The 24,664-nt window shown below is 61.5% G+C and carries 21 protein-coding genes; 15 read left to right on the top strand and 6 right to left on the bottom strand.

Features of this window, described 5'->3' with window-relative positions; translation table 11 throughout:
* Window positions 1-21 precede the first annotated feature (21 nt).
* Window positions 22-1,467 (bottom strand): solute carrier family 23 protein, encoded by a 1,446-nt coding sequence (locus tag ABGT73_RS01980; protein ID WP_346668175.1) that lies wholly within the window; start codon window positions 1,465-1,467, stop codon window positions 22-24.
* 243 nt (window positions 1,468-1,710) lie between these two features.
* Entirely contained in the window at window positions 1,711-2,574 is an 864-nt protein-coding gene (locus ABGT73_RS01975) for a LysR family transcriptional regulator (protein ID WP_346668174.1), read from the bottom strand.
* Window positions 2,575-2,784: 210 nt separating this feature from the next.
* Here ABGT73_RS01975 and ABGT73_RS01970 point away from each other — a divergent pair, with 210 nt between their 5' ends.
* The 11 genes from ABGT73_RS01970 to ABGT73_RS01920 all read left to right on the top strand — a co-directional run bounded on the left by ABGT73_RS01970 (window position 2,785) and on the right by ABGT73_RS01920 (window position 13,941).
* On the top strand, window positions 2,785-4,164 hold the full coding sequence (locus ABGT73_RS01970) for an alanine/glycine:cation symporter family protein (protein WP_346670300.1): 1,380 nt from the start codon (window positions 2,785-2,787) through the stop codon (window positions 4,162-4,164).
* A 157-nt stretch (window positions 4,165-4,321) separates the two neighbouring features.
* Window positions 4,322-5,653: a potassium transporter TrkG gene (locus ABGT73_RS01965; protein ID WP_346668173.1), complete on the top strand. Its 1,332-nt coding sequence runs from the start codon at window positions 4,322-4,324 to the stop codon at window positions 5,651-5,653.
* An 18-nt stretch (window positions 5,654-5,671) separates the two neighbouring features.
* On the top strand, window positions 5,672-6,319 hold the full coding sequence (locus ABGT73_RS01960) for a TrkA family potassium uptake protein (protein WP_346668172.1): 648 nt from the start codon (window positions 5,672-5,674) through the stop codon (window positions 6,317-6,319).
* A gap of 21 nt (window positions 6,320-6,340) precedes the next feature.
* The gene (locus ABGT73_RS01955; RefSeq protein WP_346668171.1) at window positions 6,341-6,487 is read left to right on the top strand and encodes a hypothetical protein; all 147 of its coding nucleotides are present in this window, start codon (window positions 6,341-6,343) and stop codon (window positions 6,485-6,487) included.
* 60 nt (window positions 6,488-6,547) lie between these two features.
* Complete coding sequence (locus tag ABGT73_RS01950) at window positions 6,548-7,651, top strand: ATP-binding protein (protein ID WP_346668170.1); 1,104 nt, start codon at window positions 6,548-6,550, stop codon at window positions 7,649-7,651.
* Entirely contained in the window at window positions 7,644-8,336 is a 693-nt protein-coding gene (locus ABGT73_RS01945) for a response regulator transcription factor (protein WP_346668169.1), read from the top strand. Before ABGT73_RS01950 ends, ABGT73_RS01945 begins: the two co-directional genes overlap by 8 nt.
* 199 nt (window positions 8,337-8,535) lie before the next feature.
* On the top strand, window positions 8,536-10,044 hold the full coding sequence (glpK, locus tag ABGT73_RS01940; protein WP_346668168.1) for a glycerol kinase GlpK: 1,509 nt from the start codon (window positions 8,536-8,538) through the stop codon (window positions 10,042-10,044).
* The gene (locus tag ABGT73_RS01935) at window positions 10,041-11,471 is read left to right on the top strand and encodes an NAD(P)/FAD-dependent oxidoreductase (RefSeq protein WP_346668167.1); all 1,431 of its coding nucleotides are present in this window, start codon (window positions 10,041-10,043) and stop codon (window positions 11,469-11,471) included. The genes glpK and ABGT73_RS01935 overlap by 4 nt, the downstream gene beginning before the upstream one ends.
* A 12-nt stretch (window positions 11,472-11,483) precedes the next feature.
* Entirely contained in the window at window positions 11,484-12,746 is a 1,263-nt protein-coding gene (locus ABGT73_RS01930; RefSeq protein ID WP_346668166.1) for an FAD-dependent oxidoreductase, read from the top strand.
* A gap of 4 nt (window positions 12,747-12,750) precedes the next feature.
* Window positions 12,751-13,128 (top strand): DUF1667 domain-containing protein, encoded by a 378-nt coding sequence (locus ABGT73_RS01925; protein ID WP_346668165.1) that lies wholly within the window; start codon window positions 12,751-12,753, stop codon window positions 13,126-13,128.
* A gap of 63 nt (window positions 13,129-13,191) precedes the next feature.
* Window positions 13,192-13,941, top strand: coding sequence for a WecB/TagA/CpsF family glycosyltransferase (locus ABGT73_RS01920; protein WP_346668164.1), 750 nt, complete (start codon window positions 13,192-13,194; stop codon window positions 13,939-13,941).
* A gap of 68 nt (window positions 13,942-14,009) precedes the next feature.
* Here the strand turns inward: ABGT73_RS01920 and ABGT73_RS01915 are convergent, their stop codons facing one another.
* Window positions 14,010-14,873, bottom strand: coding sequence for an aldose epimerase (locus tag ABGT73_RS01915; RefSeq protein ID WP_346668163.1), 864 nt, complete (start codon window positions 14,871-14,873; stop codon window positions 14,010-14,012).
* Window positions 14,874-15,183: 310 nt separating this feature from the next.
* Between ABGT73_RS01915 and uxaC the strand changes: the two genes are divergently transcribed.
* Window positions 15,184-16,626: a glucuronate isomerase gene (uxaC, locus tag ABGT73_RS01910; protein WP_346668162.1), complete on the top strand. Its 1,443-nt coding sequence runs from the start codon at window positions 15,184-15,186 to the stop codon at window positions 16,624-16,626.
* Window positions 16,627-16,704: 78 nt separating this feature from the next.
* On the opposite strand, the gene nrdG is transcribed toward uxaC, so the two are convergent.
* On the bottom strand, window positions 16,705-17,253 hold the full coding sequence (nrdG, locus tag ABGT73_RS01905; protein WP_346668161.1) for an anaerobic ribonucleoside-triphosphate reductase activating protein: 549 nt from the start codon (window positions 17,251-17,253) through the stop codon (window positions 16,705-16,707).
* 411 nt (window positions 17,254-17,664) lie between these two features.
* Here nrdG and nrdD point away from each other — a divergent pair, with 411 nt between their 5' ends.
* Window positions 17,665-19,887, top strand: coding sequence for an anaerobic ribonucleoside-triphosphate reductase (nrdD, locus tag ABGT73_RS01900; RefSeq protein WP_346668160.1), 2,223 nt, complete (start codon window positions 17,665-17,667; stop codon window positions 19,885-19,887).
* A 554-nt stretch (window positions 19,888-20,441) separates the two neighbouring features.
* On the opposite strand, the gene ABGT73_RS01895 is transcribed toward nrdD, so the two are convergent.
* Complete coding sequence (locus ABGT73_RS01895) at window positions 20,442-20,624, bottom strand: hypothetical protein (protein ID WP_346668159.1); 183 nt, start codon at window positions 20,622-20,624, stop codon at window positions 20,442-20,444.
* A gap of 51 nt (window positions 20,625-20,675) precedes the next feature.
* Window positions 20,676-20,912 (bottom strand): hypothetical protein, encoded by a 237-nt coding sequence (locus ABGT73_RS01890; RefSeq protein ID WP_346668158.1) that lies wholly within the window; start codon window positions 20,910-20,912, stop codon window positions 20,676-20,678.
* A 1,153-nt stretch (window positions 20,913-22,065) separates the two neighbouring features.
* On the opposite strand from ABGT73_RS01890, the gene ABGT73_RS01885 reads away from it, so the two are divergent.
* Both ABGT73_RS01885 and ABGT73_RS01880 read left to right on the top strand, forming a co-directional pair.
* Entirely contained in the window at window positions 22,066-23,313 is a 1,248-nt protein-coding gene (locus ABGT73_RS01885; RefSeq protein WP_346668157.1) for an iron-containing alcohol dehydrogenase, read from the top strand.
* Window positions 23,279-24,649: an aldehyde dehydrogenase gene (locus ABGT73_RS01880; RefSeq protein ID WP_346670299.1), complete on the top strand. Its 1,371-nt coding sequence runs from the start codon at window positions 23,279-23,281 to the stop codon at window positions 24,647-24,649. The genes ABGT73_RS01885 and ABGT73_RS01880 overlap by 35 nt, the downstream gene beginning before the upstream one ends.
* The last annotated feature ends 15 nt before the right edge of the window (window positions 24,650-24,664 follow it).

Below are 24,664 nucleotides of genomic sequence, written 5' to 3'. Positions count from 1 at the left end.
GGCGACAAATTTTTCTGTTTTTTACTGCTTGGCGCTCTCCCCGGCAGCCGGAACGGCTTCCGCGGGTTTGTCCTTGGGCAGCAGCACGTTGAGCAGGATGGCCACCACGGCGGCGGGCACAATGCCGGAACCGCCGAAGATCAGCTGCACCAGCTGGGGCAGACCGGCCAGCACGGCGGTGTTGGAGCCCATGCCGTACCCGAGACCCAGCGCCACCGACACGATGGTCATGTTGCGGGGGGTGAGCTTGTCGCTGGTGATGAGCTGGATGCCGCTCATGACGATGGAGGAGAACATGATGACCGCCGCACCGCCCAGCACGCTCTGGGGCATGATGGAGACCAGCGCCGCCAGCTTGGGCAGCAGGCCGCAGAGCACCAGGAAGACTGCGCCGAAGGCCAGGGCGGTACGGTTGACGATCTTGGTCATGGTGACGAGGCCCACGTTCTGGCTGAAGCTGGTGTTGGGCAGCACGCCGAAGAAGGCGGCGAAGGTGGAGCCCAGACCGTCGCAGATGATGCCGCCGGACAGTTCCTTGTCGGTGGCTTCGCGGCCCATGCCGCCCTCGGTCACGCCGGAGATATCGCCCACCGTCTCCACAGCGGTGACGATGAACATGACGCCCACCGGCAGGATGGCCCGCAGGTCAAACACCGGCTTGACGGGCATGATCTGGGGCACGGCAAACCAGGAAGCCTGGGCCACCTTGTCCCAGTTGAGCACCCAGGCCTTGGTGTACTCCACACCGTCGGCGGTGACGCCGGTGGTGGAGAGGAAGAAGGGCAGCACGGCGCAGATGATGTAGCCGCAGATGATGCCGATGAGGATGCAGGAGGAGCTGGTCAGCCCCTTGGTGCCGTGCTTGAGCACCAGAATGATGATCATGACCACCAGGGCGATGAGCAGGTTTTCCAGCGAGCCGTAGTCGCTGGCGGAGGTGCCGCCGCCGAAGGAGCCCACGCCCACGCTGATCAGCGACAGACCGATGGACATGACCACCGTGCCGGTGACCACCGCCGGGAAGAAGCGGCGCAGGGGTTTGAGGAAGGCGCCCAGCACCGTCTCAAACAGGCCGCCCACAATGGAGGCACCCATCATGGCACCGTAGCTCAGGATGCCGCCGCCCATGATGGTGTTGACGCTCTGGAACACGCCGATGAAGCCGGAACTGGTACCCATGATGATGGGCACCTGGCCGCCGATGGGGCCCACCGAGAACAGCTGGACCAGCGTGACGATGCCGGCCACCAGCATGGCATTCTGGAGCAGCGCCACCTGGATCTGGGCGAATTCCTCCGCCCCGCCGCCGGCCGCACAGGCACTGGTGATGATCAGGATGGGGGTCAGGTTGCCCACGAACATGGCCAGCACATGCTGCAGGCCCAGGGGTACCGCCTGACGCCAGGGCAGTTTGCCCTTGAACTCGTAGGGAGTGACATACTCCTTGTGTTGGATTTCCTCTTTCATTTACTTGCCGCCTTTCCTCCGATACTCGGGTTTTCTGCCGTGGGGCAGAAATTCTTCCCTATTATACTAACAGCGGGCGGCATGCTGTCAATATTTGGCACGCTGTGACGAAAAAAATACGGCAAATGCCACAAAATCCCACAGTAGTTCCTCTGCATTTATGCTGTACCCATGCGCATTTTTCTTGAAAAGTCATACTTTAATTTCCATTCCGGGTATTTTGCGTGGTAAATACAATTTGTATTATTCCTGTAAAAATGTTCCGCCGGGAAAATCCCCGAACCACCGCCCGAAGGACTGTTCCGCCGCCCGCTCGGTCTCCCACCGCAGGGCACGGTAGCGCCGCAGCAGCTCCCAGGCCGGGGGCGTGAGCAGCGAACCGCCGCCCCCGGTGCCGCCGGGCCGCCGTTCCAGCATGGGGAAGCCCCACTGCCGTTCCAGCTCCCGCAGCATCTTCCATGCCTTGGAGTAGGCCATCCCCATGACCCCCGCCGCCCGGTGCAGCGAGCCGGTGCGGCCCACCAGTTCCAGCAGTTCCATCGGCCCGGCGCCGAAGCATTTTTCCTCCCGGAACAGCCGCACACTGACCCCCGCGTGCAGCGGGGCGGGGCTTTCGGCGGCCAGGTCGGCGCGCAGGTCTTCAGGGGACCGGGCATCCAGATCCAGCAGACGGACTTCTCCCGGGGCCAGCGCGGCGATGGCCTGGGCCCCCGCCCGGGACGCCGTCACCACCAGGGGCAGGCCGCTGCCCAGCGCCGCCGCCAGGGCGTCCTTCCAGGCCGGGTATGCGGGATGGGGCGGCAGGGCTTCGTCCAGCAGCAGGGTGCCGGTACCCGCCTGCAGCGCTGCCCGCACCAGAGGGGCTGCCGTCTCTTCCCACACAGTATATAAAGGAAGCACGCGATCCCCTTCCGTCCGGGTGCAGGGGTGCACGGTGCCATCCGCCAGGTTCTGCAGCGAGAAAAGCGCCCCCGCCGGGCTCCGCCCGGTGCAGAAGGTGCGCAGACCCGCCACCGGCCGGGGCAGACGGCGGCAGAGCCAGGCGGCCAGGGTGGATTTGCCGGTGCAGGGTGCACCGGTGATGAGATAGACTGTGGGCCGCGCCATGGGCAGGGCCTCCTTTCGGCAAAGGTTCTGCTGCCATTGTACCACAACGGTTTTTTCCTTGCAAAAGGGTTTGCCTTGACGGCGTAACGTCAAATGTTGTATCATACAATAGGAATTGCATCGATACGTCGGCGTGTGCGCGCTAGGTACGGCGCGGCAGGCCCTGTTTTTTTGCTGTCAAATACTGCCAAGGGGGAGATACCAACCATGATGGACGCCATCGTCAATTTCATCAACGTGACCAACCAGTGGGTGTGGGCCTGGCCCACCATGCTGCTGTTGCTGGGCACTCACCTGTTCATGACCGTGCGCACCCGCGGCATCCAGCGCAAGCTGCTCACCGCCATCCGCCTTTCGGTCACCCGCGACCCCGAAGCGGAGGGCGAGGTTTCCCAGTTCGCCGCCCTGACCACCGCCCTGGCTTCCACCATCGGCACCGGCAACATCATCGGCGTGGGCACCTCCATTGCCCTGGGCGGACCGGGCGCCGTCTTCTGGTGCTGGATCGCCGGCATCTTCGGCATCGCCACCAAGTACGCCGAGTCACTCATCGCCGTGAAATACCGCGTCAAGACCGCCGACGGCCGCATGCAGGGCGGCGCCATGTACGCCCTGGAGCGGGGCCTGCACCTGAAATGGCTGGGCGTGCTGTTCGCCCTGTTCGGCACGCTGGCCTCCTTCGGCATCGGCTGCGCCACCCAGGTGAACGCCATCGCCACCGTCTGCCAGGCCAACATGGGCATCCCCCAATGGGTGGTGGGCGCCGTGGTTGCCTTTCTGACCGCGCTGGTCATCTTCGGCGGCATCCAGAGCATCGCCACCGTCTGCGAGAAGCTGGTGCCCCTGATGGCCGCCTTCTACATTCTGGGCTGCCTGGGCATCCTCATCTACAACCGCGACTTCCTGCTGCCCGCCGTGGCCACCATCCTCAAGCTGGCCTTCACCCCCGGCGCGGCGGCCGGCGGCCTTACCGGCGGCGGCATCATGCTGGCCATGCGGTACGGCATCGCCCGGGGCCTGTTCTCCAACGAATCCGGCATGGGCTCCGCCCCCATCGTGGCGGCGGCCGCCCAGACCCGCAACCCCGTGCGCCAGGCCCTGGTCTCCTCCAGCGGCACCTTCTGGGATACTGTGGTGGTCTGCCTGATGACCGGTCTCGTGCTGGTGTCCAGCATCATGAAGAATCCCTCCATCGACATGGGCGCCATCTCGGACGGCGGCATCCTCACCACCCTGGCCTTCGACCAGATCCCCCTGCTGGGCCCCGTCATCCTGGTGGTGGGCATCATCTCCTTCGCCTTCTCCACCGTGCTGGGCTGGTCCTACTACGGCGAGCGCTGCCTGGAATACCTGGTGGGCAGCAAGGGACAGTTCGTCTACCGCATCCTCTATGTGGCGGTGGCGGCCATCTCCCCCGTGGTGGCCCTCAACCTGGTCTGGACCGTGGCCGATACCCTCAACGCCCTCATGGCCATTCCCAACCTCATCGCCGTGCTGCTGCTCTCCGGCGTGGTGGTGCGGGAGACAAAACTGTACATCAACGACCTGGATAAACACTGCGATGACCCCGTTCCCGTGGTCAAGCGCTGAATATCGTCTATCTTCCGGCAGGACACTTCCATGTGTCCTGCCTTTTTTCGTGCATCTTAATACCGTCTTAATGTCAGGCGGCGGATTTTTATACTCTCTTTACCGGGGCACCCCTATAATGGTAAAATATAATTTCTGTGTTCCGGGAGGCGTTTTCATGGCAGGGTTCCGCCCGCCGCGGCTGACAACCTTTCAAACCATCATCCTTTTATTTGCTGCCGTCATTCTGGGGGGCAGTCTGCTGCTCATGCTGCCCTTTTCGGCCCAGAACGGCACCGTTACCCCCTTCCACCAGGCTCTCTTCACCGCCACCTCCGCCGTCTGCGTGACGGGTCTGGTGGTGCAGGATACCGCCACCCACTGGTCGCTGTTCGGCCAGGCCGTCATCCTCATCCTCATCCAGATCGGCGGCATGGGGGTCATCACGGTGGCCGCCTTCTTCTCGCTGCTGTCGGGGCGCAGGATCTCCCTGATGCAGCGCGGCACCATGCAGGAGGCCATCGCCGCCCCCAAGGTGGGCGGCATCGTCCGGCTCACCGGCTTCATCATCAAGGCTTCCCTCTTCATCGAGGCGCTGGGTGCCCTCTGCATGCTGCCGGTGTTCTGGCGTGACCACGGCCTGCGCGGGGTCTGGATGGCGGTGTTCCACTCGGTCTCGGCCTTCTGCAACGCCGGGTTCGACCTGCTGGGCACCCCCGAGGCCAAGTATATCTCGCTCACCGGTTACCGCGCCGACCCCGTCATCAACCTGACCATCATGGCCCTCATCGTGGTGGGCGGCATCGGCTTCCTGACCTGGGACGACATCCGCGCCAACAAGCTGCGGCTGCACCGCTACCGCATGCAGAGCAAAGTCATTCTGTCCACCACCGCCCTGCTCATCGTGCTGCCCGCCCTGTGGTTCTTCTTCGGGGAGTTTTCCGCCCTGCCCGCCGGGGAGCGGCTGCTGGCTTCCCTCTTCCAGTCGGTGACGCCCCGCACGGCCGGCTTCAACACCGCCGACCTGACCGCCCTGTCCGGCGTGGGCCAGGGCCTCACCATCCTGCTCATGCTCATCGGCGGCTCGCCGGGGTCCACCGCCGGCGGTATGAAGACCACCACCCTGGCGGTCCTCTTTGCCAACGCCATCGCGGTGTTCCGCCGCCAGTCCGAGCCCCACTTCTTCGGCCGCCGTCTGGACGGCAAGGTGGTCAGCAGCGCCGCCACCATCGGCATGATGTATCTGACCCTCTTCCTGGCGGGCGGATTCGTCATCAGCGCCGTGGAGGGTCTGCCCCTGTCGGCCTGCCTCTTTGAGGCCGCCTCCGCCGTGGGCACCGTGGGTCTTTCCCTGGGGCTCACCCCCGGCCTGGGGCTTCTCTCCCAGGGCATCCTCATCGCCCTTATGTTCATCGGCCGCGTGGGCGGCCTGACCCTGATCTACGCAGCCCTGTCCGGCTTCTCCAAGGCCGGCAGCCGTCTGCCCCAGGAACGTATTACCGTCGGCTGACGGGAAAGGAAGTCCGTTATGAAATCATTCTTGCTCATCGGCCTGGGCCGTTTCGGCCGCCACATCGCTATGCAGCTCAACGCCCAGGGCCACCAGATCATGGCCGTGGATTCCAACGAAGACCGGGTCAACGATGTGCTGGACATCGTCACCAACGCCCAGATCGGCGACAGCACCAACGCCGAATTCCTGAAAGCCCTGGGCGTGCGCAACTTCGATGTCTGCATCGTGGCCATCAGCGGGGATTTCCAGAGCTCGCTGGAGACCACCTCCCTGCTCAAGGAGCTGGGCGCCCAGCTGGTGGTTTCCCGCGCCGAGCGGGACGTGCAGGCCAAGTTCCTGCTGCGCAACGGCGCCGACGAGGTTCTCTACCCCGAAAAGCAGCTGGCCAAGTGGGCGGCGGTGCGCTACGGGTCCAGCCATCTGGTGGACTATGTGGAGCTGGACGCCAACAACGCCATCATGGAGGTGCCCACCCCCGAAAACTGGGTGGGCCAGACGGTGGGCGACCTGGACATCCGCAAGAAATACGGCATCAACCTGCTGGGCATCAAGAAAAACGGTTCGGTCATGGTGAACATTGCCTCCGGCACCGTGCTGCCCGCCGACGGCCATCTGCTGGTGCTGGGGGAATACCGTTCCATCAAACGCTGCTTCCACCTGTAAGCTGAAAAGGAGGCGGACTCTGTGAAAGAATGGATACTGGGTTTCCTGATGCTGACGGCCGGCTCGTTCGGCTGGTTTATCTGCCGGCATCTGGACAGCTTTATGGACCGATACCGCAAGGCCCGCCGGAAACACCAGGACGACAACCTGCCCGGCCGGGATGACTGAAGGGGCACTGGCGTCCGGTGCCCTTCTGTGGTATGATACCAGAGGGGAGGCGGTTGCGGTATGACACGGCAGAAACAGGCCCACGGTCTGCGGGCCCAGGTGGTGCCCCGCTGGCAGGATCTGGTGGTGACGCTGCTGATCCTGGCGGCCGGCACCGCCATCGGCAATCTGTTCTGGCAGTCTGCCTTCACCAAGGCCAACATCATCTCGGTGTATGTGCTGGGAACGCTGCTCACCTCCCTGTTCACCCGCAGTTATTTCTGCGGCGTGCTCAGTTCGGTGGCCAGCGTGCTGCTGTTCAACTTCTTCTTCACCGAACCGCGGCTGACGCTCCACGCCTACGAGAAGGGCTACCCCATCACCATCGCCATCATGCTCATCGTCTCCATCATCACGGTGACGCTCTCCATCCAGAACATCCGCAACATCGAGGAGAAGGAGCGGGCCGCCCTGCTGGCCAAGAACGAACAGCTCCGCGCCGACCTGCTGCGGGCCATCTCCCACGATCTGCGCACCCCGCTGACCTCCATCTCGGGCAACGCCGCCAACCTGCTGGCCAACGACGAAAAGCTGGACGGCGAGGCCCGGCAGCAGATTTTTCTGGATATCTACGACGATTCCATCTGGCTCATCAACCTGGTGGAGAATCTGCTCTCCATCACCCGCATCGAGGACGGCCGGATGAATCTGCGCCTCTCCACCGAACTGGTGGGGGAAGTCATCGAGGAGGCGCTGCGCCACACCCACCGCAAGAGCAGCGAACACACGCTGCGGGTGGACCTGCCCGACGAACTGCTGCTGGGCCGGATGGACGCCCGGCTCATTGTGCAGGTGCTGCTCAACCTGGTGGACAACGCCGTCAAATACACCCCCGCCGGGTCCACCATCACGGTGGCCGCCCGGGCCCAGGGGGATTTTGTGGCCATCTCGGTGGCGGACGACGGCCCCGGCATCGCCCCCGACGTGCAGCCCCATGTCTTTGAGATGTTCTACACCGGCGAGCGCAAGGTCGCCGACAGCCGCCGCAGTCTGGGACTGGGGCTGGCCCTTTGCAAGGCCATCGTGGATGCCCACGGGGGCACCATCACCCTGACCGACAACCCGCCGCACGGGTGCAACTTCACCTTTACGGTGCCGCGTGGGGAGGTAACGCTGCATGAATAAACCGCTGATCCTGGTGGTGGAGGACGATCCGCCCATCCGCAACCTGATGGCCACCACCCTGAAAACCCATGACTACCGCTACCTGGTGGCGGACTGCGGCGAGGCCGCTTTGCGGGAAGCTGCCACCAGCGCCCCCGACATCATGCTGCTGGACCTGGGCCTGCCCGATCTGGACGGCGTGGAGGTCATCCGCCGGGTGCGCAGCTGGTCGGACATGCCCATCATCGTCATCAGTGCCCGCAGCGAGGACGCCGACAAGATCGAGGCGCTGGACTCCGGCGCCGACGACTACCTGACCAAGCCCTTCTCGGTGGAGGAGCTGCTGGCCCGGCTGCGGGTGACCCAGCGGCGGCTTTCCGCCATGCACGCCGGGGGCAGCCCGGTGCTCACCAACGGCCAGCTGACCATCGACTTTGCCGCCGGCTGCGCCTACCTGAACGGCCAGGAACTGCACCTGACCCCCATCGAGTACAAGCTGCTCTGTCTGATGGCCCGCAACTGCGGCAAGGTGCTCACCCACACCTACATCACCCAAAAGGTGTGGGGGACCAGCTGGGAGAACGACGTGGCCTCCCTGCGGGTCTTCATGGCCACCCTGCGCAAAAAGCTGGAGTCCGCCCCCGGGTCGCCCCAGTACATCCAGACCCACATCGGCGTGGGCTACCGCATGATGAAAATCGAATAAGCTTTCCTGCCGCACCCTGCCCGGGTGCGGCTTTTTTGCTGCCCGCAGATTGCCCAAAAGCAGGCGTGCTCCTTTGTGGGTTTTGCAGATTTTTCCGGGTCAGCCCCGGCAATTGTTGCAGTTTACAGGGGGTATGCTACAATATTTTTATACAAATTGCGCACCCCTGCAAAAACTTCCGGGGAGAAGGAGCACCGCTATGGCACAATACATCATGGCACTGGATGCCGGCACCACCTCCAACCGCTGCATCCTCTTCGACAAGCAGGGTCACATGTGCAGTGTGGCCCAGAAGGAATTCACCCAGTACTTCCCCAAACCGGGCTGGGTGGAACACGACGCCAACGAGATCTGGACCACCCAGCTGGGCGTGGCGCTCTCGGCCATGAACCAGATCGGCGCCTCGGCGGCCGACATCGCGGCCATCGGCATCACCAACCAGCGGGAGACCACCATCGTCTGGGACCGCAACACCGGCGAACCGGTCTGCCGGGCCATCGTCTGGCAGTGCCGCCGCACCAGCGAACTGTGCGACCGGCTCAAGGCCCGGGGCCTCACCGAGCGGTTCCGGGAGAAGACGGGGCTCATCATCGACGCCTATTTTTCCGCCACCAAGCTGCTGTGGATCCTCGAAAACGTGGAAGGCGCCCGGGCCCGGGCCGAGGCGGGGGAACTGCTCTTCGGCACGGTGGAGACCTGGCTGATCTGGAAGCTGACCTGCGGCAAGATCCATGTGACCGACTACGCCAACGCCAGCCGGACGATGCTGTTCAACATCCACACGCTGGACTGGGACGACGAGATCCTGGAAATTCTCAACATTCCCCGCTGCATGCTGCCCAAGCCGGTGCCCAACAGCGGCTTTTACGAGTACGCCGACCCCATGCACTTCGGCGGCGAGATCAAGATCGCCGGTTCGGCGGGCGACCAGCAGGCGGCCCTCTTCGGGCAGGCCTGTTTCACGCCGGGGGACGCCAAGAACACCTACGGCACCGGCGGCTTCCTGCTGATGAACACCGGCGACCGGCCGGTGCTCAGCCGCAACGGGCTGGTGACCACCATCGCCTGGGGACTGGGCGGCAAGGTGACCTACGCCCTGGAGGGGTCCATCTTTGTGGCGGGGGCCGCCATCCAGTGGCTGCGGGACGAACTGAAGATCCTGGAGGAGGCCCGGGATTCCGAGTACATGGCCCTGAAGGTGCCCGACACCAACGGCTGCTATGTGGTGCCGGCCTTCACGGGGCTGGGCGCCCCCCACTGGGACCAGTACGCCCGGGGCGCCATCGTGGGACTGACCCGGGGCTGCAACAAGAACCACATCATCCGCGCCACGCTGGACAGCCTGTGCTACCAGGTCAACGATGTGCTCAAGGCCATGGAGGCCGACGCGGGCATCCGGCTGGCCATGCTGAAAGTGGACGGCGGGGCCTCGGCCAACAACTATCTGCTGCAGGCCCAGGCGGATATCAGCGGCGCGCCGGTGGAACGGCCCAGCTGTGTGGAAACCACCGCCCTGGGCGCGGCCTATCTGGCCGGGCTGGCGGTGGGCTACTGGGACAGCCCCGCCGGGGTGCTGCAGAACCGGGCGGTGGACCGGGTCTTCACCCCGCAGATCAGCGAGGCGGACCGGGCCCGGCGCATCCGGGGCTGGAACAAGGCCGTGCGCTGCGCCTTTGACTGGGCCCGGGAGGAGGAGGAAGAGAAATGACCGATGTCATCATCATCGGCGGCGGGGTGTCGGGCTGCGCGGCGGCCCGGGAACTGAGCCGCTACCGGGCGGACATTCTGCTGGTGGACAAGGCGGAGGATGTCTGCTGCGGCACCACCAAGGCCAACAGTGCCATCGTCCACGCGGGGTTTGACGCCCCCGCCGGCAGCCGGATGGCCGCCCTCAATGTGGCGGGCAGCCGCCGAATGCCGGAACTCGCCAAAGAGCTGGATTTTTCCTACCGGCAGTGCGGCAGTCTGGTGGTCTGCCTCAGCGAGGAGGACCGCCCCGCCCTGGAGAAACTGCTGGCCAACGGCATCGCCAACGGCGTGGAGGGGCTGCGCATCATCGAACGCCCCGAGCTGTGTGCCCTGGAACCCAATATCGCCGACGAGGCGGTGGCGGCGCTGTGGGCGCCCACCGGCGGCATCGTCTGTCCCTTCGGGCTGACCTACGCCCTGGCCGAGAACGCCGCCAAGAACGGTGTGCGGTTCCAGTTTGACACCGAGGTGCAGCGCATCGAACCCATCCAGGGCGGCTGGCGGCTGGAAACCAGCCGCGGCCCGCTGGAGGGGCGCTGCATCGTCAATGCGGCGGGGGTGCACGCCGACGAACTGCACAACCAGGTCAGCGGCGACACCATGACCATCATCCCGCGGCGGGGGGACTACTTCCTGCTGGACCGCACGGCGGGGGACCATGTACACCACACCATCTTTCAGCTGCCGGGCAAGTACGGCAAGGGGGTGCTGGTGACCCCCACCGTCCACGGCAACCTGCTCATCGGCCCCACCGCCACCGACATTCCCGACAAGGAGGACACCGCCACCACCGCCGACGAGCTGGCCGAGGTGCGCGCCAAGGCGGGCCGGGCCGTGAAGGACCTTCCCCTGCGCCAGACCATCACCAGCTTTGCGGGGCTGCGGGCCCACGAGGTCCGGCATGAATTTTTCATCGGCGAGGCGGCGCCGGGGTTCGTGGACTGCGCGGGCATCGAGTCGCCGGGGCTGTCTGCCAGCCCGGCCATCGGCCTGGAAGTGGCCGCCCTGGTGCGGGATATCCTGCACCTTGCGGAAAATCCCGATTTTGACCCCTGCCGCAAGGGGATCCTCGACCCCAAGACCCTCTCCTTCGAGGAGCGGGCCGCCCTGATCCGGGAACATCCCGCCTACGGGCGGATCGTCTGCCGGTGCGAGACGGTGACCGAGGGGGAGATTCTCGACGCCATCCACCGGGTGCCCGGTGCCCGCAGCCTGGACGGCGTCAAGCGGCGCACCCGTGCCGGGATGGGACGCTGTCAGGCCGGGTTCTGCAGCCCCCGGGTGCTGGAAATTCTGGCCCGGGAACTGGGACTGCCCGCCGAAGCCATCACCAAGTGCGGCGGCGATTCCCGGCTCATTCTGGGCACCAACAAGGACACACTGTAGGAGGGCGGCTGTATGAAATCCATGGATCTTGTGATTCTGGGCGGCGGACCGGCCGGTCTGGCCGCCGCCATCGCCGCCCGCCGGGCCGGGGTGGAAGACCTGGTCATTCTGGAGCGGGACAGGGAGCCGGGCGGCATCCTGAACCAGTGCATCCACAACGGCTTCGGGCTGCATACCTTTCAGGAAGAGCTCACCGGCCCCGAGTACGCCGCCCGCTTTGTGCAGCAGGCCGCGGACCTGGGCATTTCCTGCAAGCTGAACACCATGGTGCTGGACCTTTCGGCCGACCGGGTGGTCACCGCCGTCAACCCCGTGGACGGGCTGTTCCAGCTCAAAGCCAAAGCCGTGGTGCTGGCCATGGGCTGCCGGGAACGGCCCCGGGGGGCTCTCAACATTCCGGGCACCCGCCCCGCCGGCATCTACACCGCCGGCACCGCCCAGCGGCTGGTGAATATGGAGGGCCGTCTGCCCGGGCGGCGGGTGGTCATCCTGGGTTCCGGCGATATCGGCCTCATCATGGCCCGCCGGATGACGCTGGAGGGGGCGAAGGTGCTCTGCGTGGCGGAGCTGATGCCCTACTCCGGCGGGCTCAAGCGCAACATCGTGCAGTGCCTGGACGATTTCGGCATTCCGCTGAAACTCAGCCACACGGTGGTGGACATTCAGGGCCGGGAGCGGGTCACCGGCGTGACCATTGCCCGGGTGGAAAACGGCCGCCCGGTGCCCGGCACCGAGGAGCATTTTGACTGCGACACGCTGCTGCTCTCCTGCGGGCTGCTGCCCGAAAACGAGCTGAGCCGCGGCGCCGGCATCGCCCTGAGCCCCGTGACGGGCGGCGCTGTGGTGGACGAATGCCTGCAGACCAGTCTGCCCGGCGTCTTTGCGGCGGGCAATGTGCTCCATGTCCACGACCTGGTGGACTATGTCTCGGAGGAGGCAGCCGCCGCCGGACGCCATGCCGCGGCGTACATTCTGGGCCAACCCGCCTCTGTGGCGGACGAAACCCTGCCGGTGACCGCCGCCCGCGGCGTGCGCTACACCGTGCCCGCCACCGTCCACCCTGCCCGGCTGGAGGGCAGCCTGACGCTGCGGCTGCGGGTGGACGGCGTCTACCGGAACAAGGTACTGGCGGTGTATGCCGGGCAGGACTCCATCTGGCGGCGCAAACGGCCGGTGCTGGCCCCCGGCGAGATGGAGACCATCGTGATCAAAGGCCCGGCCCTGGACAAACTGTCCGGCTGCGGCGGGCTGACCGTGACGCTGGAGGAGGGATGAGCCCATGGAAAAACGTGAACTGACCTGCATCGGCTGTCCGCTGGGCTGCGCCCTGACGGTGACGCTGGAGCATGGCGCGGTGGTCTCGGTGGCCGGCAACACCTGTCCCCGGGGCGACGCCTACGCCCGCAAGGAGGTCACCGCCCCCAGCCGCATCGTGACCACCACGGTGCCGGTGACGGGCGGTGAGCTGCCTGCCGTCAGCGTCAAGACCGCCGGGGAGATCCCCAAGGACAAAATCTTTGCCTGCATCCGGGCACTGAAGGCGGTGACGGTCCCCGCCCCGGTGACCCTGGGTCAGGTGATCCTGCCCGATGCCGCCGGCACCGGTGTGGACGTGGTGGCCACCAAGGCGGTTCGCTGCGCCCCGGGGCGATATTGATCGTTTTGCACAATTATGGTATAATATAAGTATATCTTGTTCCGGAGAAGGAGCGGACACCACATGCAGGGTAAGCAGGAGACAGGACCGGTCTGCCAGATCATGGGCGTCAACATCGCCGTGACCGACATGGACAGCACCGTTCGCCGGATCGAGGAAAACCTGGAAAACTGGCGCGGGTCGTATATCTGCGTATCCAATGTGCACACCACGGTGACCGCCTGGGAGGATGCCTCCTACCGGGCGGTCCAGAACGGCGCCGTCCTGGCATTGCCCGACGGCGGACCGCTTTCCTGGTACAGCCGCCGCAAAGGCTTTGCCGATGCCGCCCGTGTGACGGGGCCCGACCTGATGAAGCGGATGCTGGCGGAAAAACGGGATGTTCCCTACCGCCACTACTTTTACGGCTCCACCCCCGAGACACTGGCCCAGCTGCGGCAGGTGCTGGAGAAGCGCTACCCCGGCGCCGTCATTGCCGGGATGGAGTCCCCGCCCTTCCGGCCGCTCACCGAGGAGGAGGACGCGGCCGCCGTGGTGCGCATCAATGCCGCCCGGCCGGATTTCGTCTGGGTGGGGCTGGGCGCCCCCAAGCAGGAGCGCTGGATGGCCGCCCACCGCGGCAAAGTGCAGGCCCTGATGGTGGGGGTGGGTGCCGCCTTCGACTATGAGGCCGGCAACATCCGCCGGGCCCCCGCCTGGATGCAGCGCTGCAGTCTGGAATGGCTCTACCGGCTGCTGCAGGACCCCCGCCGCCTCTTCAAGCGCTACTTTGTGACCAACACCAAATTCATGTGGTGGGCGCTGCGCCACTGACCACATTTCCTGACAAACAAAACCGGACGTTCCCCAGGGAACGTCCGGTTTGTTCGTTTGCTAAAATCTCAGCCCAGGGTGACCGACCAGGTGAAGGTCTTCTCGGCGCCGGGGGTCAGCACCTCGTGCCTGCCCGCCTCATTCACCGAGTTGGCCCAGCCGTTCCAGGGCTCCATGCAGACAAAGCGCTCGGCATCCTGCTGCCAGAGCACGCCCTTGCCGAAGTTGGCCTCGTCGAAGGACACCGTGACCTTGTGGCCGTTGCCCGCGTCGGTGAACACCATGGGGCTCTTCACGCCGGTGAGCAGCCGGATGGAGTCGGCGCTGCCCGGCTTGCGGGTCAGCGTGATGGTTTCCGGCGCGGCGGGCTGCTCGCCCTTGGCATCCTCCGAGCAGGTGGCGGCGTGGATGTCAAAGTGGACATTTTCCAGCGCGCTGGCCGCAAAGTAGGGATGGAAGCCCACGCTAAAGGGCAGGTCCTTGTCGCCGGTGTTGGTCACCGTCAGCGCCAGGGTGGCAGTGCTGCCGGCCAGGGTGTACCGCATGGTCAGCAGGAAGTCGAAGGGATAGACGAACTTGGTCAGGCCGTTGGGGGCCAGCGTCAGCACGATGGCCTCGTCGGTGGCGGACTGCACCTGCCAGGGCAGCAGGTCGGCAAAGCCGTGGATCTCCATGGGATAGGCCGCCCCGTCAAAGATGTGCACGCCGTTGTCCGGCTTGCTGCAGCTGGGGAACAGGATGGGAATGCCGCACCGCGGCCGGTCGGTGGACTCGAAGTTCTTGTCCCGCAGCCAGAGATACTCCTCCCCGTCCTTGGTGAAGGAGGTGGCCATACCGCCCTTTTCGGGGGTGACGGTCAGGGAGCAGGCCCCGTCGGTCAGCGTCAGCGTGGCGTACCGCACGCCGTATTTTTCGTAGGTTCCTTTTTGCATGGTAGACTTACAAGCACCTCGCTGTTTTGATGGGGGCGGCTTCGCTGGGCGCCCCGGCTGATTTCAGTATACCACACCCCGCCGGGCCCTGCTCAGGGGCATGCGGCCCCCTTTTGCGGATTGCGCAACTTGTACAAGGCAGAAGCCGCCTTTTTGGGGGATTTTTCGGGCATCCAGCAATTTTTACAACTTGTTGCAGGAGCCGGGGTTTTGTATAATAGAACCAGAGTACGCGGGTTTTGTTCCCGGTGGACAGACCCGCCGTCCCGGTTCATCCACCCCATCGTATCAGTGTAAGGAGCGCCTGTACATGAAAGCATTTATGGACAAAGACTTTTTGCTGGACACCCCCACCGCCCGGCATCTGTACCACGATTATTCCGCCGATCTGCCCATCATCGACTACCACTGCCACATTCCTCCCCAGGAGATCTATGAGGATCGCCGTTTCGAGAACATCGCCCAGGTCTGGCTGGGCGGTCATCAGGTCCTGGCCGACGGCTCGGACTCCTACTTCGGCGACCACTACAAGTGGCGTGTGATGCGCTCCAACGGCGTGCCCGAGGAGTACATCACCGGCGACAAACCCGACCGTGAGCGCTTCCAGAAATTTGCCGAGGCGCTGGAGATGGCCATCGGCAACCCGATGTACACCTGGTGCCACCTGGAGCTGAAGAAGTACTTCGGCTACGAGGGCGTGCTCAACGGCGAAACCGCCGAGGAAGTGTGGAACCTCTGCAACGACAAGCTGCAGCACGATCCCAAGATGACGGTCCGCGGCCTCATCGAGCAGAGCAACGTGGCCATGGTGGGCACCACCGATGACCCCATCGACTCGCTGGAATGGCACAAGAAGATCAAGGAAGATCCCTCCATCCAGGTGGTGGTGGCGCCTTCCTTCCGTCCCGACAAGGCCACCAACATCCTCAAGCCCGGTTTTGCCGCCTACATCCGCCAGCTGGAAAAGGTGGTGGGTCGCGAGTTCAAGTGCGTGGGCTGCGTGATCAGCGCCCTGGAAGAGCGGCTGAAGTTCTTCGTGGAGATGGGCTGCCGCGCCGCTGACCAGGGTCTGGACTACGTGCCCTGCGCCGACACCGACGCCGACAAGGCCACCGCGGCCTTCCAGAAGGCGATGGCCGGTGAGCCGCTGACCAAGGAGGAGGGCGACGCCTACACCGCCTACGTGCTGCTGGCCATGGGCCGCCTGTACAAGAAGTACGGCGTGGTCATGCAGATCCACTACAGCTGCCTGCGCAACCCCAACGCCAAGATGTTCCAGAAGCTGGGCCCCGACAGCGGCTTCGACATGATCGCCGTGACGGATGGCAGCGTGGCGCTGAGCCGGCTGCTCTCCAAGCTGACCGAGACCGACGAATGCCCCCGCATCATCCTGTACAGCCTGAACCCCTCCGATATGGACATGCTGGGCACCCTCATCGGTTCCTTCCAGGGCGATGAGGTTCCCGGCAAGATCCAGCTGGGCTCCGCCTGGTGGTTCTGCGATACCAACGACGGCATGTACCAGCAGATGCGCACCCTGGCCCGTCTGGGCCTGCTGGGCAACTTCATCGGCATGCTCACCGACAGCCGCAGCTTCCTGAGCTACACCCGCCACGAGCTGTTCCGCCGCCTGATGTGCAACCTGGTGGGCGAATGGGTGGAAAACGGCCAGTACCCCAACGACGACAAGGCCCTGAAGAAGATCGTCCAGGGTATCAGCTACTACAACGCCAAGCGCTATTTCAACCTGTAACCGGTTTGCGGCGGCTGCCGCAGGCTGCATACAACAGAAAAGACCGCCCCGAAGGGCGGTCTTTTCCTTTATATATGGTTACATGGTGTGGGTGGAGAAGATGGGGTCATCCTCCCACAGCACCACATGGCCCGCCGCGCGGGTCCTGTTCAGGTCGATGATCCGCTGGTTGCTGGACCCACGGAACCGCAGGCTGATATCGTACTTGTCCTGCACGAAGTCCCCGTCCACCAGCACGTCCAGGTACTGCAGGAATTCGTCGGTGACCTCGCACCGGCCGGGACCGGGCTGCAGAATCTCCTGCTCGTAATGGTTGCCGGTGTAGCACCAGATCGTCTTGTGGGGGAACAGCACCTTCACGTTCTTCACAAAGGGCAGCAGTTCCCGCTGGTTCTCCGGCTCAAAGGGCTCGCCCCCCAGCAGGGACAGCCCGTCGATGTACTCCGGCTCCAGGCTTTCCAGGATCTTGTTGCGCACCTCCTTGGTGAAGGGCTCCCCGTACTGGAAATCCCACGCCACCGCGTTGAAGCAGTTGGGGCAGTGCCGCCGGCAGCCCGATACGAACAGGCTGGTGCGCACTCCCACACCGTTGGCGATGTCGCAGTATTTGATGGTTGCATAGTTCATGCTGGCATACTCCTTTTATCCTTCACAGCACCCCTATATCTTGTGGTGTCTGATCATCTCTACCCAATGGGCACACACAGTATACCAGTTTTGCCCCGCCCCCGCAAGCCCTGCCCCCTTTCGGATGCCCTGTTTTTTATCGCTGTATCGTCTTTTTGTATACATCCGCTCAAATTTACCAAAAAAAGCGGCCTATTTTTGTCACATCGTTTTTTGAACGATGACACGATGAAAACGGTATATTTTGTTTTTCTTTTGCTCAAAACCACAATATATTGTGGTTTTCGCTCTTGACTTTTCCGGCCTGTAGCTGTAAGATAATCTTGCTCGCAACGGAGCTTATACGTTGCGGCATACATGTTATTTATAATACATACCGTTATATACACCATCCAGTTGAGGGGAGCCAGCATGAAGATTATCAAGCGCAACGGCAGCGAAGCCGTTTTCGACATCACCAAAATTATTGCGGCAGTCACCAAGGCCAACAACGTGGTGCCCGAGAGCCAGCGCCTGACCAATCACCAGATCATCGAACTGGCCGACAAGGTCCAGGCCACCTGCCTGAACCGCGGCCACGCCATGAACGTGGAAGAGATCCAGGATATCGTCGAGGACGCCATCATGGCTACCGGTGCCTACGAGGTGGCCCGCAAGTACATCACCTACCGCTATGTGCAGAGCCTCAAGCGCACCCACAACACCACCGACGACCGCATTCTGTCGCTGATCGAGTGCAACAACGAGGAAGTCAAGCAGGAGAACTCCAACAAGAACCCCACCGTCAACAGCGTCCAGCGTGACTACATGGCCGGTGAGGTCAGCAAGGACCTGACCATGCGTATGCTGCTGCCTCCCGAGGTGGTGAAGGCCCACGAGGAAGGCATCATCCACTTCCACGATGCCGACTACTACGCCCAGCACATGCACAACTGCGACCTGGTCAACCTGGACGACATGCTGCAGAACGGCACCGTCATCAGCGGTACCCTCATCGAGAAGCCCCATTCCTTCTCCACCGCCTGCAACATCGCCACCCAGATCATCGCCCAGGTGGCTTCCAGCCAGTACGGCGGCCAGAGCATCAGCCTGACCCACCTGGCGCCCTTCGTGGATGTGAGCCGCAAGAAGATCCGCCGCGATGTGGAAGCCGAGATGAAGGAACTGGGCATCAACCCCGGCGAGGAGAAGATCTCCGAGATCGTGGAGGCCCGCCTGCGCGAGGAGATCAAGCGCGGCGTGCAGACCATCCAGTACCAGGTGGTCACCCTGATGACCACCAACGGCCAGGCCCCCTTCATCACGGTGTTCATGTACCTGGGTGAGGCCGGCGACAACCAGCGCCTCAAGTCCGACCTGGCCATCATCATCGAGGAGATGCTGCGCCAGCGCTACCAGGGCGTCAAGAACGAGGCCGGCGTCTGGATCACCCCCGCCTTCCCCAAGCTGATCTATGTGCTGGAGGAGGACAACATCCGGGAGGGTACCCCCTACTTCTACCTGACCAAGCTCGCTGCCAAGTGCACCGCCAAGCGGATGGTACCTGACTACATCAGCGAGAAGAAGATGAAGGAATACAAGCTGTCCAAGGGCGAGACCGAGGGTCACGGCGACGTGTACACCTGCATGGGCTGCCGCAGCTTCCTGACCCCCGACCGCTCCGGCAACGGCTGGGACAACATCGCCAACGCCAAGAACTACGACGGCAAGCCCAAGTACTACGGCCGTTTCAACCAGGGCGTGGTCACCATCAACCTGGTGGATGTGGCGCTGTCCAGCGGCGGCGACTTCGACAAGTTCTGGAAGATCTTCGACGAGCGCCTGGAGCTCTGCCACAAGGCCCTGATGTGCCGTCACAACCGCCTGAAGGGCACCCTGAGCGACGCCGCTCCCATCCTGTGGCAGTACGGCGCCCTGGCCCGCCTGAAGAAGGGCGAGCCCATCGACAAGCTGCTCTACGGCGGCTACTCCACCATCAGCCTGGGCTACGCGGGCCTGTATGAGTGCTGCAAGTATATGACCGGCAAGAGCCACACCGATCCCGCTGCCAAGCCCTTCGCCCTGCGCGTCATGCAGCACATGAACGACGCCTGCCAGACCTGGAAGCAGCAGCACAACATCGACTTCAGCCTCTACGGCACCCCGCTGGAGTCCACCACCTACAAGTTCGCCAAGTGCCTGCAGAAGCGGTTCGGCATCATCCCCGGCATCACCGACCGCAACTACATCACCAACTCCTATCACGTCCATGTCACCGAGCAGATCGACGCCTTCACCAAGCTGAAGTTCGAGAGCGAGTTCCAGAAGCTCAGCCCGGGCGGCGCCATCAGCTACGTGGAAGTGCCCAACATGCAGGATAACCTGGAAGCCGTCATCAAGGTCATGCAGTTCATCTACGAAAACATCATGTATGCTGAACTGAACACCAAGAGCGACTACTGCCAGGTCTGCGGTTACGACGGCGAGATCAGCATCGTCGAGGAAGACGGCAAGCTGATCTGGGAGTGCCCCAAGTGCCACAACCGTGACCAGAACAAGCTCAATGTGGCCCGCCGTACCTGCGGCTACATCGGCACCCAGTTCTGGAACCAGGGCCGCACCGCCGAGATCAAGGACCGCGTGCTCCATCTGTAAGTAAAATTTACCAAAAGCGGAACCAAATAACCGAAAAATTTTTTCTGGCAAATTTTCAAAAAAATGAACTTTATGAGCAAGTAAACTGAAAAATCAACTTCGCCTTAAAGTTCAAGATAATGGATATAATATGTCTTCGACAAATCGGCCGCCCCTCATTGTTGGGGGTGGCCGATTTGTATTTTTGTCGCTGTTTCCCTTCTTGCGTTCCAATTCAATCGCGATAAATAGAAGGAACCCCAGAAGGACTTGTCATCACGGTCTCTCACATAAATGGGAACTTTATTATTTTTATGATAAAGCATCTCTACTTTTTTATTCTTTTCACGGTATAGTCAGCCAATCCAACACTTACAATAAACGCAATTATCCAGCAAACCACTGCTAAAAGGTCGGTGAATACACTTAATGTATTTCTAAAAATCAAATCAATTAGAAAACAGAAAATCAGAAAATATACAACTGTGAAAAAAGTCACAAGTATTTTGTCTTTCATAAAATTTCATCTCCTTTTCTCTGTCTCAATCATCCTACAAACTGGAATTCTCTTTTGATTATTTCTTCTCCTTTTTCAAAAAGTAAACAGTGATTACTCCAATCAGTAATGGAAAAATAACTCTCCCATAATTAACACCACCAAATCCCCTTGCACCAATACCTTCTACCAAATAACTAATACCAGTTAACAGCCCAATGATAGCTAAAATTAAAATCACTATACACACTTTCTTTTTCACAATGAGCACCTCCTTTTTTCTAGCTTAATCACCCGACAAACTGGAATTTTCCTATCCTATAAAAACATTGTAAATTACTACAACATAGACAAATACAGCGATTAAAAAGGTCGTAATAAAACCACTTTTATCTCGATTATTTTTATATTCTACACTTCTTAATAGTAAAAGAGTGGCAAGTGATACAAGCATAATCGGGTTTGCTATGTCAAAAGGAAGAATTTTCACTAATCCTAATACAGCAAAAAGCATTGTTATTATAGATAAAATGATTTTTGCGATTTTCATACAATCACACTCCTTTGCAAAATTCCGATTTTTCTTTATGCAACGCTAGGAATTACCGCCCAACCTGGCAAACCTCCGCGCTTCATCGCCTTCGGAGCTATCAGCGCAGATTTTAAGGCGTTTCCTCTCAAATGCGAATTGCAGCTCGTAATCATAAACTAACAAGTTTTGAATGTCTGTTATTTCTTCTGCACCACTTACTTTAACTTCAACCACTTTATACTGTCCCCTTTCAAATCAAACGGCCTGTTTTTTCGCATATCTACACTTGTTAAGACCATCATACTTGATATGCTTTTATAAATCAAGAAGTCCTTGACAATGGTTGTTGACCAAAATCACACAAAAATATGATGAAGTTTGTCCAACATATTTTTGTAAACCTTAACCGTCTGAATTACCGCTCAACCTGGCAAACCTCCGCGCTTCATCGCCTTCGGAGCTATCAGCACTGATTTTAAGACGCTTCCTCTCAAATGCGGATTACAGCTCGTAATCATAAACTAACAAGGTTTGAATGTCTGTTATTTCTTCTCCGGGGAAAATCGCGCTTTTGCATTTCGTTCGTTATAGAAGATGTTTCCCATTACTGCGTTTCATAGGAGTAATATCTGTTAAAGAAAGACTCATTAAAGTAAAGCGCAAACACAATCCCTGTACGTTCTGCAACAGCAGGCGAATTCATAGTCCACGCATCCTTCTGTAAATGAGTTGCCGCAGCTGAATGTATAAAAAATGAACATTATAAATGGCTTACATGAACCTATTGCGGTGCTAAAAATGAACAAATAAGCTCTTTATTATATTGTTCAATGTCTGCCTATTGTTCAAAACAGAAATCCATGAACATTTCGATAAGAACTGATTGTAATGCGGCTTTTCTTGAAGTCACCTAATTGTTCATGATTTTTAAGTTATGCTGTCTGAAGCCTTTCGGGCAGCCGCTTTTGCTGTATGGGCTTTTCAAATCCCCAGTTTTATGGTAGAATATAAGGGCAGCGGCCGTGGCCCTCCCGCAGCTTTGGACAGTTGTGCGGTGCTTCGTCTTTTTTTACAATTTTCAAAAAATATTTAGCTAAAGTTTTACTTGACATCGTCTACCTTTTTGTCTTATCCTGTATCATAGCGTCCATAGTGGGAAAGGATGAGAAAAATGAACGTTGCCAAGAAGATTTATTGCCGTATTTTTCAGCTGGGCATGCGCATTGCGCTGCCTTTTCTGCCCTATCGTGAGCCCAAACTGATCGAAGGTGTCAGCGGCGTGCCCGCCGTGCTGCGGGAGCACCACATCGACTGCGTCATGCTGGTCACCGACGCCGGCGTCCACGGTCTGGGCCTGACCGCCCATCTGGAGGAGGAGCTGAAGGCTGCTCACATCCGCTGCATCGTCTACGACAAGACGGTGGCGAACCCCACCGTGGCCAACGTGGAGGAGGCCCGCGAACTCTACCTGGAAAACGGCTGCCAGGGGCTCATCGCCTTCGGCGGCGGTTCCTCCATGGACTGCGCCAAGGCCGTGGGCGCCCGCATTGTGCGGCCTAAAAAGCCGCTGGACAAGATGGAGGGCCTGCTCCACGTGATGCACCGCCTGCCGCTGCTCATTGCCGTGCCCACCACCGCCGGCACCGGCAGCGAAACCACCCTGGCGGCTGTCATCACCGACGAGAAAATCCACCACAAATATCCCATCAACGACTTCTCGCTGATCCCGCACTACGCCGTGCTGGACCCCGACGTGACGCTGAACCTGCCCCGGCAGCTCACCGCCACCACCGGCATGGATGCGCTGACCCACGCGGTGGAGGCCTACATCGGCCGCTCCACCACCAGGGGCACCCGCGCCGCCGCCATCGAGGCCGTACAGCTGATCTTCGCCAACCTGCCCGAGGCCTACTTCAACGGCCACAACCGGGAAGCCCGGGCCAACATGCTGCGGGCCGCCTATCTGGCGGGCACCGCCTTCACCAAGAGCTACGTGGGCTATGTCCACGCCGTGGCCCACAGTCTGGGCGGCCGGTACGGCATCGCCCACGGCCTGGCCAACAGCGTGCTGCTGCCCGTGGTGCTGAAGGCCTACGGAAGCGCCGCCTGGAAGAAGCTGGCCCAGCTGGCCCGTGCCACCGGCGTGAGCAGCGATGCCAGCGACGAGGTGGCCGCCAAGGCGTTCATCGACTGCATCGACGCCATGAACGCGGCCATGGATATTCCCGAGACGCTCCCCGGTATCCTCACCGAGGACATCCCCCAGCTGGCGCGCTACGCCGACCACGAGGCCAACCCGCTCTATCCGGTGCCGGTGCTGTGGGGCCCCGATCAGCTGGAAAAAATGTACAAACAAGTTCAGGAGGTTTCCACCCATGACGGAAATGGAAATTCAAACCATTCTCAAGCGGCAGCGTGAGTATTTCGCCGCCGGCCATACCCTGCCCGCCGAGGCCCGCATCGCGGCCCTGCAGAAGCTCAAGGCTTCGCTGCAGCGCCATGAGGAGGACCTGGCCCGCGCCCTGAAGACTGACCTGGGCAAGTCCGCCACCGAAAGCTATATGTGCGAGACCGGCCTGACCCTCTCGGAGGCCACCTGGATGATCCGCCATGTGCGCCGCCTGATGCGGGAGCGCCGGGTGCCCACGCCGCTGTCCCAGTTCGCGGCGCGGAGCTTCCGCTCCCCCACCCCCTACGGCAACGTGCTCATCATGAGCCCCTGGAACTATCCGGTGCTGCTGACGCTGGACCCGCTGATCGACGCCATCGCCGCCGGCAACACCGCCATCGTCAAGCCCAGCGCCTACGCCCCGGCCACCGCCGCGGTGCTCCAGCAGATCGTGGCGGAATGCTTCCCGCCGGAACATGTGGCCGTTGTCACCGGCGGCCGCGCCGAGAATCAGGCGCTGCTGCACCAGAAATTCGACATGATCTTCTTCACCGGCAGCAAGGCGGTGGGCAAGGAAGTGCTGCGCTGCGCCGCCGAGTACCTGACCCCCGCCGTGCTGGAGCTGGGCGGCAAGAGCCCCTGCATCGTGGAGAAGTCCGCCAAGATCGGACTGGCGGCCAAGCGGATCGTCTTCGGCAAGTACCTGAACTGCGGCCAGACCTGCGTGGCTCCCGACTATATCCTCTGTGACGCCTCCATCCGGGACGAGCTGATCGCCGCCATTCAGAAGGAGATCACCGCCCAGTTCGGCGCCGACCCCATGGCCAACGAGAATTACGGCAAGATCATCAACGAGAAGCACTACCGCCGCCTGATGGGCCTCATCGACCCCGCCAAGGTGGTCTGCGGCGGCACCGGCGATGAGTCCAGCCTGCGCATCGCCCCCACCGTCATGAAGGATGTAACCCGGGAGGATGCCGTCATGGGCGAGGAGATCTTCGGACCCATTCTGCCGGTGCTCACCTACACCGATCTGGACGCCGCCCTGGCCGACATCGAGGCCCAGCCCCATCCGCTGGCCCTCTACCTCTTCAGCGAGGACAAGGCCGTGCAGCGCAAGGTGCTGGACCGCTGCCACTTCGGCGGCGGCTGCCTGAATGACACCATCATCCATCTGGCCACCAGCGCCATGCCCTTCGGCGGCGTGGGCGAGAGCGGCATGGGCGGCTATCACGGCAAGGCCGGTTTCGAGGCCTTCAGCCATCTGCGCAGCATCGTGGACAAGAAAACCTGGCTGGACATGCCGGTGCGCTACCAGCCCTACACCAAACAGAAGGACAAGATGCTGCGGTTCTTCCTGCAGTGATTTTGCTCTGAAACC

Source organism: uncultured Subdoligranulum sp. (genome assembly GCF_963931595.1).
Lineage (GTDB): Bacteria > Bacillota > Clostridia > Oscillospirales > Ruminococcaceae > Gemmiger.
This window is presented reverse-complemented; position numbering and strand designations above follow the sequence as displayed.